At 40.1% G+C, this 16862-nt stretch carries 15 protein-coding genes and 1 riboswitch; of the genes, 8 read left to right on the forward strand and 7 right to left on the reverse strand.

Annotated features, from left to right (window positions below; all coding sequences use genetic code 11):
* Positions 1-17: 17 nt before the first annotated feature.
* The 3 genes from HUJ22_RS03765 to HUJ22_RS03775 are packed head-to-tail and all read right to left on the reverse strand — an operon-like array spanning position 18 to position 3248.
* Positions 18-992: a deoxyhypusine synthase family protein gene (locus HUJ22_RS03765; RefSeq protein WP_290874077.1), complete on the reverse strand. Its 975-nt coding sequence runs from the start codon at positions 990-992 to the stop codon at positions 18-20.
* Positions 989-1849: an agmatinase gene (speB, locus tag HUJ22_RS03770; RefSeq protein ID WP_290874080.1), complete on the reverse strand. Its 861-nt coding sequence runs from the start codon at positions 1847-1849 to the stop codon at positions 989-991. The genes HUJ22_RS03765 and speB overlap by 4 nt, the downstream gene beginning before the upstream one ends.
* Entirely contained in the window at positions 1842-3248 is a 1407-nt protein-coding gene (locus HUJ22_RS03775; RefSeq protein WP_290874083.1) for an arginine decarboxylase, read from the reverse strand. Before HUJ22_RS03775 ends, speB begins: the two co-directional genes overlap by 8 nt.
* A 265-nt stretch (positions 3249-3513) precedes the next feature.
* Here HUJ22_RS03775 and speD point away from each other — a divergent pair, with 265 nt between their 5' ends.
* The 5 genes from speD (at position 3514) to HUJ22_RS03800 (ending at position 9986) form a co-directional block, all read left to right on the forward strand.
* Entirely contained in the window at positions 3514-3921 is a 408-nt protein-coding gene (speD, locus tag HUJ22_RS03780) for an adenosylmethionine decarboxylase (protein WP_290874086.1), read from the forward strand.
* Positions 3922-4090: 169 nt separating this feature from the next.
* Positions 4091-4942 (forward strand): polyamine aminopropyltransferase, encoded by an 852-nt coding sequence (gene speE, locus HUJ22_RS03785; RefSeq protein WP_290874089.1) that lies wholly within the window; start codon positions 4091-4093, stop codon positions 4940-4942.
* A 118-nt stretch (positions 4943-5060) separates the two neighbouring features.
* A riboswitch (SAM riboswitch) is annotated at positions 5061-5188 on the forward strand.
* Between the two features lie 51 nt (positions 5189-5239).
* Complete coding sequence (locus tag HUJ22_RS03790) at positions 5240-6265, forward strand: homocysteine S-methyltransferase family protein (protein ID WP_290874092.1); 1026 nt, start codon at positions 5240-5242, stop codon at positions 6263-6265.
* Between the two features lie 68 nt (positions 6266-6333).
* Positions 6334-9033 (forward strand): methionine synthase, encoded by a 2700-nt coding sequence (gene metH / locus HUJ22_RS03795; RefSeq protein WP_290874095.1) that lies wholly within the window; start codon positions 6334-6336, stop codon positions 9031-9033.
* The gene (locus tag HUJ22_RS03800; RefSeq protein ID WP_290874098.1) at positions 9030-9986 is read left to right on the forward strand and encodes a methylenetetrahydrofolate reductase; all 957 of its coding nucleotides are present in this window, start codon (positions 9030-9032) and stop codon (positions 9984-9986) included. Before metH ends, HUJ22_RS03800 begins: the two co-directional genes overlap by 4 nt.
* A 43-nt stretch (positions 9987-10029) precedes the next feature.
* Here the strand turns inward: HUJ22_RS03800 and HUJ22_RS03805 are convergent, their stop codons facing one another.
* Genes HUJ22_RS03805 through HUJ22_RS03820 form a run of 4 tightly spaced genes read right to left on the reverse strand, consistent with a single transcriptional unit; the run spans position 10030 to position 13180 of the window.
* Positions 10030-10827, reverse strand: a complete 798-nt coding sequence (locus tag HUJ22_RS03805; RefSeq protein WP_290874101.1) for a methyltransferase domain-containing protein — start codon at positions 10825-10827, stop codon at positions 10030-10032.
* Between the two features lie 18 nt (positions 10828-10845).
* Entirely contained in the window at positions 10846-11214 is a 369-nt protein-coding gene (locus HUJ22_RS03810; protein WP_290874104.1) for a cupin domain-containing protein, read from the reverse strand.
* Positions 11211-12164, reverse strand: a complete 954-nt coding sequence (locus tag HUJ22_RS03815; RefSeq protein WP_290874107.1) for a phosphoribosylaminoimidazolesuccinocarboxamide synthase — start codon at positions 12162-12164, stop codon at positions 11211-11213. Before HUJ22_RS03815 ends, HUJ22_RS03810 begins: the two co-directional genes overlap by 4 nt.
* Entirely contained in the window at positions 12161-13180 is a 1020-nt protein-coding gene (locus HUJ22_RS03820; protein WP_290874110.1) for a LacI family DNA-binding transcriptional regulator, read from the reverse strand. Before HUJ22_RS03820 ends, HUJ22_RS03815 begins: the two co-directional genes overlap by 4 nt.
* A 203-nt stretch (positions 13181-13383) precedes the next feature.
* Between HUJ22_RS03820 and HUJ22_RS03825 the strand changes: the two genes are divergently transcribed.
* From HUJ22_RS03825 to murQ, 3 genes are all read left to right on the forward strand, one after another.
* Positions 13384-14358, forward strand: coding sequence for a squalene/phytoene synthase family protein (locus HUJ22_RS03825; RefSeq protein WP_290874113.1), 975 nt, complete (start codon positions 13384-13386; stop codon positions 14356-14358).
* Positions 14359-14427: 69 nt separating this feature from the next.
* Positions 14428-15918 (forward strand): acetyl-CoA carboxylase biotin carboxylase subunit, encoded by a 1491-nt coding sequence (gene accC / locus HUJ22_RS03830; protein ID WP_290874116.1) that lies wholly within the window; start codon positions 14428-14430, stop codon positions 15916-15918.
* Between the two features lie 8 nt (positions 15919-15926).
* A complete protein-coding gene (gene murQ / locus HUJ22_RS03835) occupies positions 15927-16862 on the forward strand; it encodes an N-acetylmuramic acid 6-phosphate etherase (RefSeq protein WP_290874120.1) in 936 nt (311 codons plus the stop codon).

A 16862-nucleotide genomic window follows, 5' to 3' on the forward strand; every position in this document is an offset into this window, starting at 1 on the left:
CGTTTATTTAATTAAAATTACCAGCCCAACAGATAAGCAAAAATTAGCGGAGCTACAATAGTTGCATCCGATTCAATGACAAATTTTGGTGTGTCAATTCCAAGCTTTCCCCATGTTATTTTTTCGTTAGGAACGGCACCCGAATATGAACCGTAGCTGGTAGTGGAGTCACTTATCTGACAGAAGTAGGACCAAAGTGGTATGTCTTTTTTTCCAAGATCTTGCTCAATCATGGGAACAACACAAATGGGGAAGTCCCCGGCTATACCGCCACCGATTTGGAAAAATCCGATACCATTCCCTGATTCTTTTTGATACCAGTCGGATAACATCATCATATACTCGATGCCGGATTTCATCGCGGAAGACTGTGTCCTGCCCTCAATGCAATGGGATGCAAAAAAGTTACCGCAGGTTGAATCTTCCCATCCCGGTACAATAACGGGGATATTCTTTTTAGCGGCAGCCAGAAGCCAGGAATCCTTAGGGTCGATTTGGTAATCGTCTTCCAGGTCTCCACTTAACAATACATCATAAAAATACTCGTGAGGAAAATACCGTTCGCCTTCTTTGGTTGCTTTTACCCAGCGTTTCACCAAATGATCTTCAATACGCCTCATGGCTTCTTCTTCGGGAATACAAGTGTCTGTTACCCTGTTGAAGTGATTTTCGAGAAGTTCTTGTTCATCCTGTGGGCTCAAATCCCTGTAATTGGGAATTCGCTTGTAATAATTATGTGCAACCAGGTTGAAAACGTCTTCTTCAAGGTTGGCGCCCGTACAGGTGATGATATGTACCTTGTCCTCGCGAATCATTTCTGCCAGCGATAGTCCCAATTCACCGGTACTCATAGCCCCGGCTAGGGTAATCATCATCTTAGCCCCCGAATCAAGTTGCTTTTCATACGCTTTGGCGGCATCAACTACCGTAGCAGCATTAAAATGACGAAAATGGTGGGTTATAAATTCTGAAACGGGTCCTTTGTTACTCATGAATTCGCAAATTTATAGCTTAACATTTTATAGTAAAGTTTGGCAGCCAAAAACTGTGGAGCTGTAAGTCCCTCAATAGGAGCAAGTTCTACAATATCAAAGCCGAGTACATGCTTTTGTTGAAATACTTTTTTGAGATATTGGATCATAATATTCCAGTTCATTCCTCCGGGCTCTGGTGTTCCGGTTGCCGGCATAATGGATGGATCAAATACATCAAGGTCGAGGGTTATATATACTTTATCGGTCATTTTAGTAAGCGAATCATCCATCCAGTCTGTTTGACCAAATATATCTTCAGCAAAATAGCATTTGTTTCGATCGAGATATTTTAACTCTTCGGAATCCATGCTGCGTATGCCCACCTGAATCAGGTTTGCGTTTAGGGAGGCATCGTAAACGGCGCAAGCGTGATTGTAGGGCGAGCCGTGATACTCAGGGCGAAGATCTGTATGTGCATCCAGTTGCAGAATGGTGATGTCAGGATGGGCCTCATAAAAAGCTTTTATGATACCGATGCTGATGGAATGTTCACCACCAAAAAAGGTAAGGAATTTATCGGTTTTTAATAACTCTTGAGTGTTTTTATATACTGCTTCAAACATGGCTTCCGGTGAAGCATCTTCCAGAATTGGATCAATGATATGAACGCCTTCCTTGTACACTTCACTGTCGGTTTCAATATCGTAGATTTCCATGTTCTCGGCGGCCTCCAAAAAGGCTTCAAAACCACGATCGGCTCCTTTTCCCCAGGTGCTTGTTCCATCGTAGGGAATGGATTGAAGCAAGACTCTGGCTTGTTCGAACTCGTTGTGCTTTCCTTTAATACCTGTAAAAACTTGATCCGTTTTAGTCATTATAACCCAATATGTTAAGCATATTATCTACCGTTTGTTCATCACGGTAAACATAATCGAAGAGATTTCCATTTTCATCCTTATCCACCACAATGTGTTTAGGAGAGGGAATGAGGCAATGTTTGATTCCGCCATATCCGCTGATGGAATCTTGGTAAGCCCCGGTATGGAAGAATCCAATATAGAGCGGCTCAGCTTCGTCATCAGAATAGGCCGGAAGCAATACTTGCTGATTTAATTCTTCTGAATTGTAATAATCGGAATGATCGCAGCTTATACCACCGATGTTCACGCGTTTATATTGGTTCTGCCATTTGTTCAATGGCAGCAAGATGAACTTCTCATTGATCGACCATGCATCTGGAATGGTATTCATCAAACTGTTATCGACCAGATACCAAAGTTCCGTGTCATTTTGCTGTTTTTGTTCCAGTACCTGGAAAATTACAGCTCCGCTTTCACCAACGGTATATTTTCCGAATTCGGTATAAATATCAGGCTCTTCAACTCCATCATCTTTGCAGGCTTCCTGAATATTACGGACTATCTCACCGGTAATGTATTTATAGTCAAATTCAAAGCTGAGGCTGTTCTGAATTGGAAAACCACCGCCGATGTTCAATGCCGTAACAGAAGGGACAATTTTTTTAATTTTGGTGAATTGAGCCAGGGCCTTCTTGAATTCATTCCAATAATACATATTATCGCCAACACCGGAATCCACGAAAAAGTGAACCATAACCAGTTCAACTTGATCGTTACCTATTATTTTTTCACGGACAAAATCCAATATTTCACGTTTGTTTATACCCAGGCGGGAAGTGTAATAGGAGGCCTGCGGGTCTTCTTCAATAGATATCCGTAACCCTATTTTTATGGGCTTTTTGGTATCTAGCTCCATCAGTTTGTCAAGTTCATGGGTATTATCCAGTACGCAGATGGAATTCGAAAACCCATTGTTGATCAATCGCCCAATTTTCTTAATATAATCGTCCGTTTTGTATCCATTATGAACGATGGTTTTATCCTGGGGAAATACACCTTTATTATAAAGGTTCTCAATTAGGTCAATATCGAACGAAGAAGACGTCTCCAATGAGACATTTTCTTTTAATGCTGTTCTTACAACGTGATTAAAATGGCAGCATTTGGTGCAGTAACAAAATTCATACTTTCCGGAATAGTTGTTTTCGGTTATCGCCTGATTAAAATACTCTCGCGATTGCTGAATTTTTTCTCTGATTTTAGGGAGATAGGCGAGTTTGAAAGGGGTCCCGTATTTTTCAATCAGATGTTTTAGGTCTACATTGTTGAATCTCAGCGTGCCGTTGACCAGTTCAAACCCATTCTGAGGGAAGTGATAGGTCTGGTCAATCAGTTCGTAATAATTATTTTTCATTAAAGAGTATGAAATTTAAAGGCGATAAATAAAATTGTTAGATGATAAATATAACAGATAATTGACTATAATTATGATATCTATATGAGGTACAAGGAAAAAATTTTAAGAGAGCATAACATTGATTTTCTGCAAAAATATGTATCTTTGAATTTGCTTTAAAAGAAGGAAGTATCAGCGGCTCCTGTTAAGCCAAGTATACGTTTTCGCTTTTAGTTACAAAAGCACTAATCACTGTACTTTTAATTTCAGATCCTTATAAATATTGGAAGCACTTGGCCGACAAATTTTAGTTGAATTTTACGACTGCGAATCCGCAAAACTTAACGATGTAGAATACATCGAATCATCCATGTTAGCCGGCACCAAAGCTGCACGGGCTACCATTATTTCTCACAATTTTCACAAATTCAGTCCATACGGCGTGAGTGGGGTTGTTGTGATTGCTGAATCTCATGTGGCCATCCATACCTGGCCGGAGTATAATTATGCTGCGGTAGATATTTTTACATGTGGTGACACCATTGATCCCTGGATCATACAAGAATTCCTGAAAGAAGCATTTGGCTCTCAAAACGTAAGCAGTATGGAAATGAAGCGCGGACTTTTCAAAGTGGCAAAAGGAGAGAAGTTGCTCTTTAAACCTGCAGCTGAAGCTGAAAAGGATTATTGACTGACTAACAAGTTTCTTTCGATGAATTGATTCTTAATAGTTTGGAGCCTCAAGGTTTAATAATGGAATATAGGAACTCAGGATAGTGAATTCAGAATTGTCTGGATATCTTCTTCTGAGTTCTTAAACCAAACTCCATAGACAACTAATAACGAACAACTGACAAATCATGCCCCTCCAATTCAACGAATTTTATCACGAGAATACAGGCTTAACAATTGGATTAAAAAAGCTGCTTTTTTCAGAGCAGAGTGATTACCAGCTGGTAGAAGTGTACGAAACGGATACCTGGGGCCACCTGATGACCATTGATGGAATGGTGATGTTGTCTGAGAAAGACGAGTTTGTGTACCATGAAATGGTTGCTCATCCTGTGATGTTTGCACATCCTAACCCGGAAAAAGTGCTGATTATTGGAGGCGGGGACGGAGGGACGGCTCGTGAAGTGTTAAAGCATTCATCAGTTAAACATGTGGATATGGTGGAAATTGATGAAGCTGTAGTTCGTGCCTCAGAACAGTTTTTCCCGGGTATTGGAGCTTGGGATGATAAGAGGCTTAAGGTATTATTTGAAGATGGTATCGCCTTTGTTAAAGCTGCAAAAGCTGAATATGATGTGGTTATTATCGATGGTTCCGACCCGGTAGGACCGGCTGAAGGACTCTTTGAAAAGGATTTTTTTCAATTTTGTTTTGATGCATTGAAGGAAGACGGGGTACTCTCGGCTCAAACTGAATCTCCGTGGGTGCAGGAATATCATAAAAGCATAAAAAAAGTATTTAAGGCGCTTCAAGAGGTTTTTACCGAGACAGAGATGTATTTAGGTTTTATACCATTATATCCTGCCGGTATGTGGTCTTTTGCCTTTGCATCCAAAGGAGTGCAAGTACAATCTGATGAGGTTTTAGAGAGGGTAGAAAAAGGTCTGACAGAATTTAGTGATTCTTTAAAGTACTATAATAAAGAAGTTCATCAGGGCGCCTTTGCATTGCCTGGCTTTGTTAAAGAAATCATTCAATAATTCTTCCCCTTAGAATTTGGAGAAATAATTTAAGTAGGTGAGCTCAGATCTCACAAATATTGTGATCTATATTGCTCAAGGCCTTTCATACCCTTATATTTAATTCGAATTTATTGAATGCTTATAAAGAAAGACCGAGGGAATGGGCCCGTTGACGTCTTGGCAACCATCAGATGCATATTTTATGTGTCCGACAGGTGCCAAATCCCACATCTCATGCAGTTTCCATGAGATGGAAGATAAGCGAGCTGATCATTCTCAGACTCTTTCTGCATAAGCTAATCCAAATATGAAAGAGTGAATATTCAAGAAGCTTTAGAAAAACGAATTTTAATCCTTGACGGTGCCATGGGTACCATGATTCAGCGCTATACCTTGAATGAGGAAGATTTCAGGGGAGGACAATTCAAGGATCATTCCGATGATCTTAAAGGGAATAATGATTTATTAAGTCTGACCCGCCCTGATATTATTCAGGTTATCCACGAAGAATACCTGGAAGCAGGAGCTGATATTGTGGAAACCAACACCTTTAGCGGTACGAGTATTGCGCAGGCCGATTACAACCTCGAACACATTGTTTATGAATTAAACAAGAAATCAGCCCAGATTGCCAAAAAAGCGACGGATAAATTTACTCGACAAAATCCGGATAAACCTCGGTTTGTAGCCGGTTCCATGGGACCTACTAATAAAACAGCTTCCATTTCACCGGAAGTAACCGATCCGGGTTATCGTGCCGTTACTTTCGATGAACTTGCTGAGGCTTACAGGGAGCAGGCCAAAGGACTTATTGATGGCGGGGCAGATGTGTTACTCATTGAAACTATTTTTGATACCCTGAATGCTAAAGCTGCTTTATACGCTGTTCAAGAGCTATTTGATGAAACAGGTAAGCAAGTGCCTATTATGGTTTCAGGAACTATAACTGACGCTTCCGGGCGTACACTTTCAGGACAAACGGTAGAAGCATTCCTGATTTCTATTTCCCATGCTCCAATTCTAAGCGTTGGGTTTAATTGTGCACTTGGAGCAAAACAACTCCAGCCATATTTACAAAATTTGGCAGAACAATCACCATTTTACATAAGCGCTTATCCCAATGCTGGACTGCCAAATGAGTTTGGTGAATATGATCAGGGCCCCGATGCAATGGCAAAAGAAGTAGAGAAATATTTGGAAGACGGATTGGTAAATATCCTCGGGGGCTGTTGTGGGACTACCCCCGCACACATCACAAAAATGGCCGAGCTGGCCCGGAATTATGAACCAAGGAAGTTGAATCGTAAAGATGCTAAGGACGTAAAGGGAATGGTGATTTGATGATTGGGGATACACAGAATAATAAATTGAAAAACGTAGCGATCCTCGCGTATTAGCGGTCAAAAATAATGAAGACACTGCCACTTACACTTAGCGGACTTGAACCTCTTATCATTACAGAAGACTCCAATTTTGTGAATGTTGGAGAGCGGACAAATGTAACGGGTTCAAAGACTTTCCTTAATTACATAAAAAATAAAGAATATGATAAAGCCCTTAAGGTAGCGCAGGATCAGGTGGAGGGGGGGGCGCAAATTCTGGATGTGAATATGGATGAAGGGATGTTAGACAGCGCTGCTGAAATGACCAACTTCCTAAATCTCATTGCTTCTGATCCTGAAATTGCCCGGATTCCTATCATGGTGGATTCTTCAAAATGGGAAGTAATTCTTGCAGGATTAAAATGCATGCAGGGTAAAGGAGTAGTTAATTCTATTAGCTTAAAAGATGGGGAAGAAGAATTTCTAAGACGGGCCAAAATTGTAAGAAGATTTGGAGCTGCTGTTATATGCATGGCTTTTGATGAAGATGGACAAGCTGATACGCTGCCAAGAAGAATAGAAATTTGTGAACGGGCGTATAAATTACTGACCGGAGAAGTTGGTTTTTCCCCCTCAGATATTATTCTTGACCCAAATATTTTTCCGGTGGCCACTGGGATGGATGAGCATCGTCGTAATGCCATAGATTATTTTGAGGCTGCAAAATGGATTCGTGAAAATCTATCCGGGGCACACGTGATTGGAGGTGTCAGCAATGTCTCTTTTTCGTTTCGTGGGAATAACCGGGTTCGTGAGGCTATCCATTCTGCATTCTTATATCATGGAATTCAGTACGGAATGGATATGGGGATTGTGAATCCAACACAGCTGGAGGTTTATGACAACATTCCCACAAAGCTGCTGGAGCGGGTGGAAGATGTGCTTTTTGATCGAAGGGATGATGCCACTGAACGGCTCATGGAAATTGCTGAGAATTTTAAAAATGAATCCTCCTCTGTTAAGAAAAAAACAGATGATAAGTGGAGAAATAAACCGGTCGAAGATCGCATAAGTCATTCGCTTGTAAAGGGTATTAACGATTATATAGAAGAAGATGCTGAAGAAGCAAGGGTGGAGTACGGTAGTCCGCTACAGGTGATTGAAGGTCCGCTGATGGACGGAATGAATATTGTAGGTGATCTTTTCGGTTCGGGAAAAATGTTTCTTCCGCAAGTAGTGAAAAGTGCTCGCGTAATGAAACAGGCGGTGGCGTATCTCACTCCCTATCTTGAGCAAGAAAAAAAGGACAACAAAGACACCAGCGAACAGCCTAAGATATTATTGGCAACAGTAAAAGGCGATGTTCATGACATCGGTAAGAATATCGTAAGTGTGGTGTTGGCTTGTAACAATTACAACGTGGTGGATTTAGGAGTGATGGTACCGGCCGATAAAATCCTGGATGAAGCAGAAAGGCAAAATGTAGATGCTATTGGCTTAAGCGGCTTAATTACCCCTTCGCTGGATGAAATGATACACGTTGCACGCGAAATGAAGAAACGCAATATGGATCTACCCTTACTTATTGGAGGGGCAACCACGTCACGCCTTCATACCGCGGTTAAAATTGATCCGGAGTATGATGGCTCTATTATTCATGTGTTGGATGCCTCCAGAGCGGTTTCCATAGCCGGGGATGTAATCAGTGCCAAACGCAGAGATGGTGTTAAAATTGACATGAAGAAAGAGTATGCTGAATTACGCAAGCAGCATGAAGACCGCCAAAATAAGAAGGAACTGCTTCCTTTTGAAAAAGCCCGGGATAATAAAACAGTAATAGACTGGAGTGGATATCAACCCCCAAAACCAACTTTTATTGGAAACAAAGCTTTTGAGAATTACCCCATTGCTGAGCTTCGAAATTATATTGATTGGTCACCCTTTTTCCGGACATGGATGTTGACCGGTAAATATCCGGATATTCTTCAAGACGAAGAAGTTGGGGAACAAGCTCAGTCACTTTTTGACGATGCTAATAAATTGATAGATGAGATTATTGAACGAGGTTTATTGAAGTCAAAAGGAGTGATAGGTTTTTATCCGGCAGTAAGTTACAGAGATGATGTGAAAGTATATAAAAATGAAGATCTGTCTGAAAAGCTGACCGAATTTCATTTTTTAAGACAGCAAACCAAAAAGAGATCAGGGCAACCAAATTCATCTCTCTCGGATTATATTGCTCCCAAAGAGACCGGTATTACGGATTATATTGGTTTTTTTGCTGTAACTGCCGGTCTTGGCATCGAAGAGATTATCAACAAGTACAAAGAAGCCAATGACGATTATATGGTGATTATGGTGAAAGCCGTATCCGATCGGCTGGCAGAGGCTTTTGCTGAACGAATGCATGAGCGTGTCCGTAAAGAATTTTGGGGCTATTCTGATGAAGAGAATTTCAGCAACGAGGAATTGATAGCTGAAGAATATTCGGGAATTCGTCCCGCACCTGGCTATCCGGCATGCCCTGATCATACCGAAAAACGCATTTTGTTTGATTTACTGGATGTGGAAAATCAGGCGGAAATTAAACTTACTGAATCCTTTGCCATGTATCCGGCTTCATCTGTTAGCGGAATGTATTTCTCGCATCCTCAATCACGCTATTTCAGGGTGGGGAATATCGGAGAAGATCAGGTTGAAGAGTATGCGAGACGAAAATCAATGACAAAAAGGAGAGTCGAACAATGGCTTTCATCAAATTTGGAATACAATCCGGCTAAAACATGAAAGTAACTGAACACATAGAAAAAGCAAACGACGATACCTTGTTTTCATTTGAAGTCCTGCCGCCTTTAAAAGGACAAAATATCCGGTCATTATTTGACCATATGGACCCACTTATGGAATTTAACCCACCTTTTGTGGATGTAACCTATCACAGGGAAGAATTTGTGTATAAAAAGCGGGAAAATGGATTATTGGAGAGGAAAACTGTACGTAAACGCCCCGGAACGGTTGGGATTTGTGCGGCCATACAAAATCACTATGAAGTGGATGCCGTACCTCATATTATTTGTGGAGGTTTCACTAAAGAGGACACGGAAAATGCACTTATTGACCTCAATTTTTTAGGAATTGATAATGTACTTCTTATTCAGGGAGACACTCGTCAGCCTGAGCGCGAATTTGTACCTGAACCGGGTGGACATGCCTATGCTTCCGAGTTAATAGAGCAGGTGGTGGATTTGAATAACGGCATTTATTTAGAAGAGGAATTAGAGAATGCCAAACCTTCTGATTTTTGCATTGGTGTGGCAGGTTATCCCGAGAAACACTTTGCCGCACCGAATATGGATACTGATCTTAAATACTTGAAGTTGAAGATAGAAAAGGGCGGAGACTATATCGTTACGCAAATGTTCTTTGACAACCAATCGTTTTTTGATTTTGTGAAGAAATGCCGGGAAAAGAACATTAATGTCCCGATTATACCCGGACTAAAGCCAATCACTTCCAAAAAACAGCTGACTATTTTGCCTCAGCTATTCCATGTAGACTTACCGGTAGAGCTCAGTAAAGAAATTGAAAAATGCTCCACGAATGAGGAGGTTCGGCAAGCAGGAATAGAGTGGACTATTGCTCAATCTAAAGAATTGATGGATTTTGGTGTTCCCAGTCTGCATTATTATTCGATGGGGAAGTCTGCTTCGGTATATGAGGTAGCTAAAGAATTGTTTTAATCATTAGCATTATAACATCGAAAGCAGAAGATTTCCTCATTGCTCAATTTCTTTGCTTTATGGCATAATAGATAGCAGAAGTCCAGAAATTTCTAATGAAAGGTATGCTGGAAAATAGGGGGAAGACCCTGCGTGCTTTGACTCCAAACTTCCATTTATAAATTGGATTGAATAACCAGTATTTCTTTTTTTCAATTTTCCAGCCTGAGCTTTTCACTATTTTTTCAAAGCGTTCAATGCTGATTCCGGTTTCTTTAATTTCAAGCAGGCCTTGTATTTTTATATCCGGTTCCCCGGCTATTTTTAAAACCCACTTGTATACAGGTTTTGGCAATAGATGGAAATAGGGAAGTTTTGAAAGCCACTTATTATGCGCGATCTGTTGGTGGCCACCAAAAGGCATGTACCAAGGCGGGAATCCAAAAAAGACAATACCGTCGGGATCAATGAACTTTTTTAGTGTTTTTATAAATTCTTCCTGATTATTAATATGCTCAATTACATCTTTTAGAATTACGACATCAAACAGATCTTTAAATTCTTCGCTGGGATTAATTTCTAGAATATCCCTATTTAAAAAGCTTATAAGTCCTTCGCGTATTTCTTTCTGCATATACTTTTTGGCTAGTGCTGTTCTCCATTCAGAAAGTTCAATTCCAACACACTTATGTCCAAGCTCGGTAAATGCTTTCAGTACCCCGGCCTCGGCACAACCTATTTCTAATATGTGTAATTGTTCTCTGCGTGGTAAAAGATCAGTTATAAAAGGGAGTATATAATCCCTTCCGGTTTTATACTGCATATCAAAATAACGGCTCTTGTCTTTATGGAACTCATACATATATTTTGATATAGATTTTCATATCCATTCCTGTTGATCAATCTCGATTGTACGCTCGCTTTTTACCGAACCGGTATGGGTGGTGGATTTAGGTTCAATCAACATAACCCAACACTCTTCTTCGGCAATGGGAAGGTGTTTGATACCGGCAGGAACCACAAATAATTCATTTTCCTTTAAATGTACATCCCGATCTTCAAAACGCAGCAGGAGCTTTCCCTTAACAATAAAAAAAAGTTCATCTTCCTCTTCATGATCATGCCAAATAAACTCACCTTTTAACTTGGCAAGTTTAACGAGTTGTTCATTGGATTCAGCGATAATTTTTGGAGTCCAGTATTCTGTAATCAGATTAAATTTGGCATCTAAATTTGTTTTGTCAATCATCCAAAAACTTCTTTGAGTGTAGAGTTAAAGTCTTTCTCTAAAACCGGCTCAAAACTACGTCCTGTCAGCATTTCAAATAGCTCTGCATAGCGATGGTATACTTCCATGCGAAAATCATCCGGCAAGTCCGGTAGGGTTTGTCCTTCCAGGCCCTGAAAGTTATTTTTCATCAGCCATTCGCGAAGGAATTCTTTGGAAAGCTGTTTTTGCGGAAGACCTTCAGCCTGTCTTTTTTTATATCCGTCCATGTAAAAATACCGGGAAGAATCAGTAGTGTGAACTTCATCAATCAGGGTTAATTCTCCGTTGAATAATCCAAATTCATATTTGGTGTCTACAAGAATTAACCCTTGCTCTGCAGCTATTTTAGTACCCCGTTCAAACAATTTGAAAGCGATTTCTTTAATTTCATTCCAAAGGGCAGGATCTACAATTTTTCGGGATATAATTTCTTTTTCAGATATATCTTCATCATGTCCTTCAGCAGCTTTGGTTGCAGGCGTCAGGATAGGAGATGGAAATTTATCATGTTCTTTTAATCCATCTGGTAATTTTACTCCGCAAAGTTCTCGGTCGCCTGATTTATAGGTTCTCCATGCATGCCCCGTAAGGTAGCCGCGAATAACTACTTCTATGGAGATTGGATCACACTTTTTTGCAATTGTTACATTGGGATGTGGAACATCAATTATATGAGTTGCTACAATATCCTTTACTTTATCAAAAGAAAATGCAGCCAGTTGATTTAGGATTTGCCCCTTAAAGGGAATGGCTTGCTTCATGATGAAGTCAAAAGCAGAAATGCGGTCGGTTACTACAATACCGAGCTTTTCGTCTCCTAATTCATATACATCGCGAACTTTTCCTTTATAAGGGGAGGGGAGTCCGGGAACAGTAGTTGAAATTATACAGTTATTAAGGGCTTCCTGCGCAGAAAAAAGTTTACTCACTTTGCTTGTTTATTTTCAGTTGAACCTCGTTGAACCAACACCGGGTTAATAGTAGTTTGGTAAAGCTCATCATCCGGTTTTTCAATAATCTCAGCCAATCGTTTAGTGGCCTGAACACCAATAGTATACATTTTCTGATCGATGGTGGTAAGGTCTAAATATTTACTCAATTTTATATTGTCATACCCCATAATGGCAACATCTTCAGGCACTTTTAACCCCAGCTTGGATAAGGCATAAATTGCACCTACAGCCTGGGTGTCATTAGAGCAGAAAATAGCATCCGGAAATTTACCTAATTTTTCAAATTTATAAATAGCTTCGAACCCGGCTTCTTCGGTAAACCCCCCATGCTTGGTGGTATCGCCACTCATGAAAAGATCTTTATCTACCTTTATTTTGTAATTTTTGAGTGCATCAACAAAACCACGTATTCTTTCTTTAGAAGTATGAGATTCCACAATGCTTGTAATCATGCCTAACTTTTGGAATCCTTGCTTAACCAAATGCTCGCCGGCTAAATAACCACCTTGGTAATCATTAAGCATAAAATAATTATAGGCGGGGTGGGAAGAGTTCACCAAAACGGCCGGCGTTTGTGTGGCCTGTATAAGTTCATGAACAGTATCACTTACATCAATGGAAAGTAAAATAACGGCATCTGCAGTTCCTCTGTCAAAAAAGTTTTGGACGCCTTCTTCAGGATTCTTTGATCCCGTATTATACATAATAATATCAAGATCCATTTTCTTGATTTCATCTTTTACGCCTTTTAAGACTTCATTAAAATATGGCGTTGTGAAGGAAGGAACGGCTATTGCCAGCATTTGAGGCTCCTTACTGGCTAGTTTGCGGGCGTTAACCTGAGGGCGAAAATTTAATTCCTTAATAACTTTTTCAACTTTCTCTTTTGTAGCCTTAGATACATTCTCGGATCCATTAAGTACCCTAGAGACTGTAGAAATTGCAACCTCTGCTTTTTTAGCAACCTCATAAATGGTAACTTTTTTATTCATTACGCCTGAACTATTTAGTACTATGTATTAATTAGGTTAATAACATAATAGAGAACTATTAACTCAATATAACCATTTTCAAGTTGCAAGTATAAACATCTTCTTTTCAAAATGTTATCCTTATAAATTGAAAATAACTATTCGTTGACGGGAACTATTTCGATGTGAATAAAGCTTTAGCAAGAGAGAAAAATTTTATTTAAATGACAAATATCTTAAATATTCCATATCAATTTATTCGTCCGATATACGAGAAGACCGCTTTCCATAAATCTGTAATTGAAGATTTGGAAGATGACAATCTCAAGAAAGCTTATTCTCATTGTCGTTTTATTACCAGAAAGCATGCGAAAACATTTTACATGGCTACCCGCTTTTTACCCAATGAAAAACAACGGGGTATTTTTGCAATCTATGGTTTATGCCGATACCTGGATGATTTAGTGGATGAAGCTGAAGATTTAATTCACGACCAAAAAATAACTTTTGATCAGGTTGATGAAAAACTGCAAGCTTTCAAGCAGAGACTGATTGACGTTTATGATGAAAAAATTGTAGATGATCCGATCCTTACGGCTTTTGCCGATACGCTGAAAAAATATCAAATATCCATTGAACTTCCTTTTATCCTGATGGATGGAGTTAAAATGGATCTTGTTAAGGATCGTTTTGAAAACTTTGAAGAAGTTTATGACTATTCATATAAAGTAGCTTCTGTAGTTGGTTTAATGACCAGTGAAGTTTTTGGATATATGGATGAAGAAGCTCTTGACTATGCCGTTGACTTAGGTATTGCGATGCAGTTGACTAATATTCTCCGGGATGTAGGGGAGGATCTCATGCGTGGGCGGATCTATCTTCCCGCAGAAGACTTGAAAAAGTTTGACGTTACAGAAGAAGACCTTTCTTCCGGGTTACTGAATGAAAACTTTATTGAGATGATGAAGTTTCAGATTAACAGAACCAGACACTTTTACACTAAAGCGGATTTGGGAATACCTTTATTATCAAGTGATAGCAGGCTTCCTGTTTACCTTGCGCGCCATAACTACAGCAGAATTTTAAATAAAATCGAAGAAAACAATTATAATGTTTTCGACAATCGAGCCTATCTCAATTACACCGAAAAATTATCCATTCTCCCCCGTGTTTTGTTAGATATGAAAACAGCCGGGTAAAATCTGCTTTTTGGCTTGGAGAATCATGCCGTAAAGTCCTATCATTAGGCAAAAACAAAACAGGATTTTATGGCTGAAATAAATAAAGTACTGATCGCAAATCGTGGAGAAATTGCACTTAGGGTAATTCACACTTGTAAGGAATTGGGGATTAAAACAGTGGCGGTGTATTCAAGACCTGATGCACATGCTCCACACGTCCTTCATGCCGATGAAGCCGTTTTTATTGGAGAAGCGGCTTCTTCGGAAAGTTATCTGGTTATAGATAAAATCATTGATGCCGTTAAGCAAACAGGCGCTGATGCTGTGCATCCTGGATATGGGTTTTTGAGTGAAAATGCATCTTTTGCGGAACGATGTAAGAAGGAAGGGATCATATTTATAGGGCCGGAACCGAAGGCTATACGATTAATGGGAGATAAAACAGAAGCACGCGAGTTAGTAACAAAGGCAAATATTCCAACACCGCCTGGGTTAAAAAGCGAACTGAAGGATATTGAGGAGGCCCGGAGTGTTGCAGATGATATCGGTTATCCCATTTTGGTAAAAGCTGCTGCCGGAGGTGGAGGAAAGGGAATGCGTATTGTCCATAAAAAAGAAGAATTTGAAGCAAGTATAAAAGCTGCGAAATCAGAAGCCAAGAATGCTTTTGGCGATGACCGCATTTATATCGAGAAATATCTTGAACAACCCCGCCATGTTGAATTTCAGATAATTGCAGATACTCATGGGAATGTGCTTCACGTTTTTGACCGGGAATGTTCGGTACAACGTAGGCATCAAAAGGTAATTGAAGAAGCTCCTTGCGCTGTCTTGACTCCGGAACTTCGAGAGAGAATGGCAGAATCTGCAATAAAAGCAGCTAAAGCTTGTGATTATGTTGGAGCGGGTACCATTGAGTTTATGATTGACAAGAATATGGATTTCTATTTTCTGGAAATGAATACTCGTCTTCAGGTAGAACACCCTGTAACTGAAATGATTTCAGGCGTTGATTTGGTTGCGCTGCAAATTTTAGTTGCTGAAGGGAAAAAGCTACCCTTTAAACAGGAAGATTTAGCTATTAATGGCCACGCTATCGAATGCCGTATTTATGCAGAAGATCCTGCAGACAACTTTCTGCCGAGTACCGGATTACTTTTAAAACATCGTATCCCAACCGGATCAGGCATTCGGGTTGATGCCGGGGTGGAAGAGGGGCAGCAAATTACTATCAATTATGACCCCATGATCTCTAAACTAAGTGTGCATGGACCGGATCGTGAGACAGCTCGTAAACGTATGCTTCGGGCTCTTGATGAATATGAGATTGCCGGATGTAAAACCACAATACCATTTTGTGAATTCACACTAAATCATCCGGATTTTATAGAGGCAAAATATGATACGCATTTTGTCCCAAATCATTTCACGCCGGAAAAAATGCAACCCCGGCAATCAGAAAGTGATGTATCCGTGGCAGCGGCATTACTTAAAGGTATCTCTGAAAATAATTCAGAACCCTCATTATCACTTGAGGCATCAAGTGACAGCATGTGGTGGAAAAACCGCAGGGAGTAAAAACAGATTTGAAATCTAAGGCTGATAAAAGAAAATTATTCAACCAGCTTAAGAAGTTAAGTACGGAAGGGAGAAACCAGGAAACTATGGAGATTGATCTGGCTTCTTCTCGTGAAATAGCCCGTCTTATAAACAGTGAGGACCAAAAAGTAGCCCTCCAGGTAGAAAAAAGGCTCGATATCATTGCCGAGGTTATAGATTTAGCCAGTGATGCTTTTCAATTAGGTGGAAGGCTCTTGTATTTTGGGGCAGGCACAAGCGGGCGCTTAGGAGTACTTGATGCAGCCGAATGCCCTCCAACTTTTGGCGTATCTCAGGAGAAGGTACAGGGGTTTATTGCCGGCGGTAAGGACGCAATGTTTGTAGCCCAGGAAGGAGCAGAAGATTCAGAGGAGATTGGCGCGAAAGCGGTGGATGAGGTGAAATCCGCACCTCCTGATATAATATGTGGTATTGCTGCCAGTGGACGCACCCCATATGTGCATGGTGCCATTAAGGAGGCCGGTAAAAGAGGGTGTAAAACCATTTTGGTTACCACGGTACCTGCCGAACAAATTGATTTGGAGGTTGATTATTTAATTGATGTTCCGGTAGGCCCGGAAGTTATCATGGGAAGTACACGTATGAAAAGCGGAACAGCACAGAAAATGGTTTTGAATATGATTACCACGGGGGCAATGATTCGTCAAGGCAAAATCTATGAAAATGTAATGGTCGATCTAATGTTATCTAATCAGAAGTTAGCAGAGCGTGCCAAACGAATCTTAATGATTTTTTCTGAGATCGACTATGAGAAAGCTGAAAAATTATTATTAAGCGCAGAAGGCCATGTGAAAACAGCACTGTTAATGGCATTGGGAGATTTGAATGTTGACGAGTCGCGTAAATTATTAACCGAGCACAACGGCTTTGTCAGAAAAGCTCTTTTAAGTTTGGAAAAATAA

Source organism: Gracilimonas sp. (assembly GCF_014762685.1).
In the GTDB taxonomy this organism is placed as follows: domain Bacteria; phylum Bacteroidota; class Rhodothermia; order Balneolales; family Balneolaceae; genus Gracilimonas.

Coding starts and splice junctions, on each gene's coding strand:
- HUJ22_RS03765 (WP_290874077.1), bottom strand. CDS start 992: ATGAGTAACAAAGGACCCGTTTCAGAATTTATAACCCACCATTTTCGT.
- speB (WP_290874080.1), bottom strand. CDS start 1,849: ATGACTAAAACGGATCAAGTTTTTACAGGTATTAAAGGAAAGCACAAC.
- HUJ22_RS03775 (WP_290874083.1), bottom strand. CDS start 3,248: ATGAAAAATAATTATTACGAACTGATTGACCAGACCTATCACTTCCCT.
- speE (WP_290874089.1), top strand. CDS start 4,091: ATGCCCCTCCAATTCAACGAATTTTATCACGAGAATACAGGCTTAACA.
- metH (WP_290874095.1), top strand. CDS start 6,334: ATGAAGACACTGCCACTTACACTTAGCGGACTTGAACCTCTTATCATT.
- HUJ22_RS03800 (WP_290874098.1), top strand. CDS start 9,030: ATGAAAGTAACTGAACACATAGAAAAAGCAAACGACGATACCTTGTTT.
- HUJ22_RS03805 (WP_290874101.1), bottom strand. CDS start 10,827: ATGTATGAGTTCCATAAAGACAAGAGCCGTTATTTTGATATGCAGTAT.
- HUJ22_RS03810 (WP_290874104.1), bottom strand. CDS start 11,214: ATGATTGACAAAACAAATTTAGATGCCAAATTTAATCTGATTACAGAA.
- HUJ22_RS03820 (WP_290874110.1), bottom strand. CDS start 13,180: ATGAATAAAAAAGTTACCATTTATGAGGTTGCTAAAAAAGCAGAGGTT.
- HUJ22_RS03825 (WP_290874113.1), top strand. CDS start 13,384: ATGACAAATATCTTAAATATTCCATATCAATTTATTCGTCCGATATAC.
- accC (WP_290874116.1), top strand. CDS start 14,428: ATGGCTGAAATAAATAAAGTACTGATCGCAAATCGTGGAGAAATTGCA.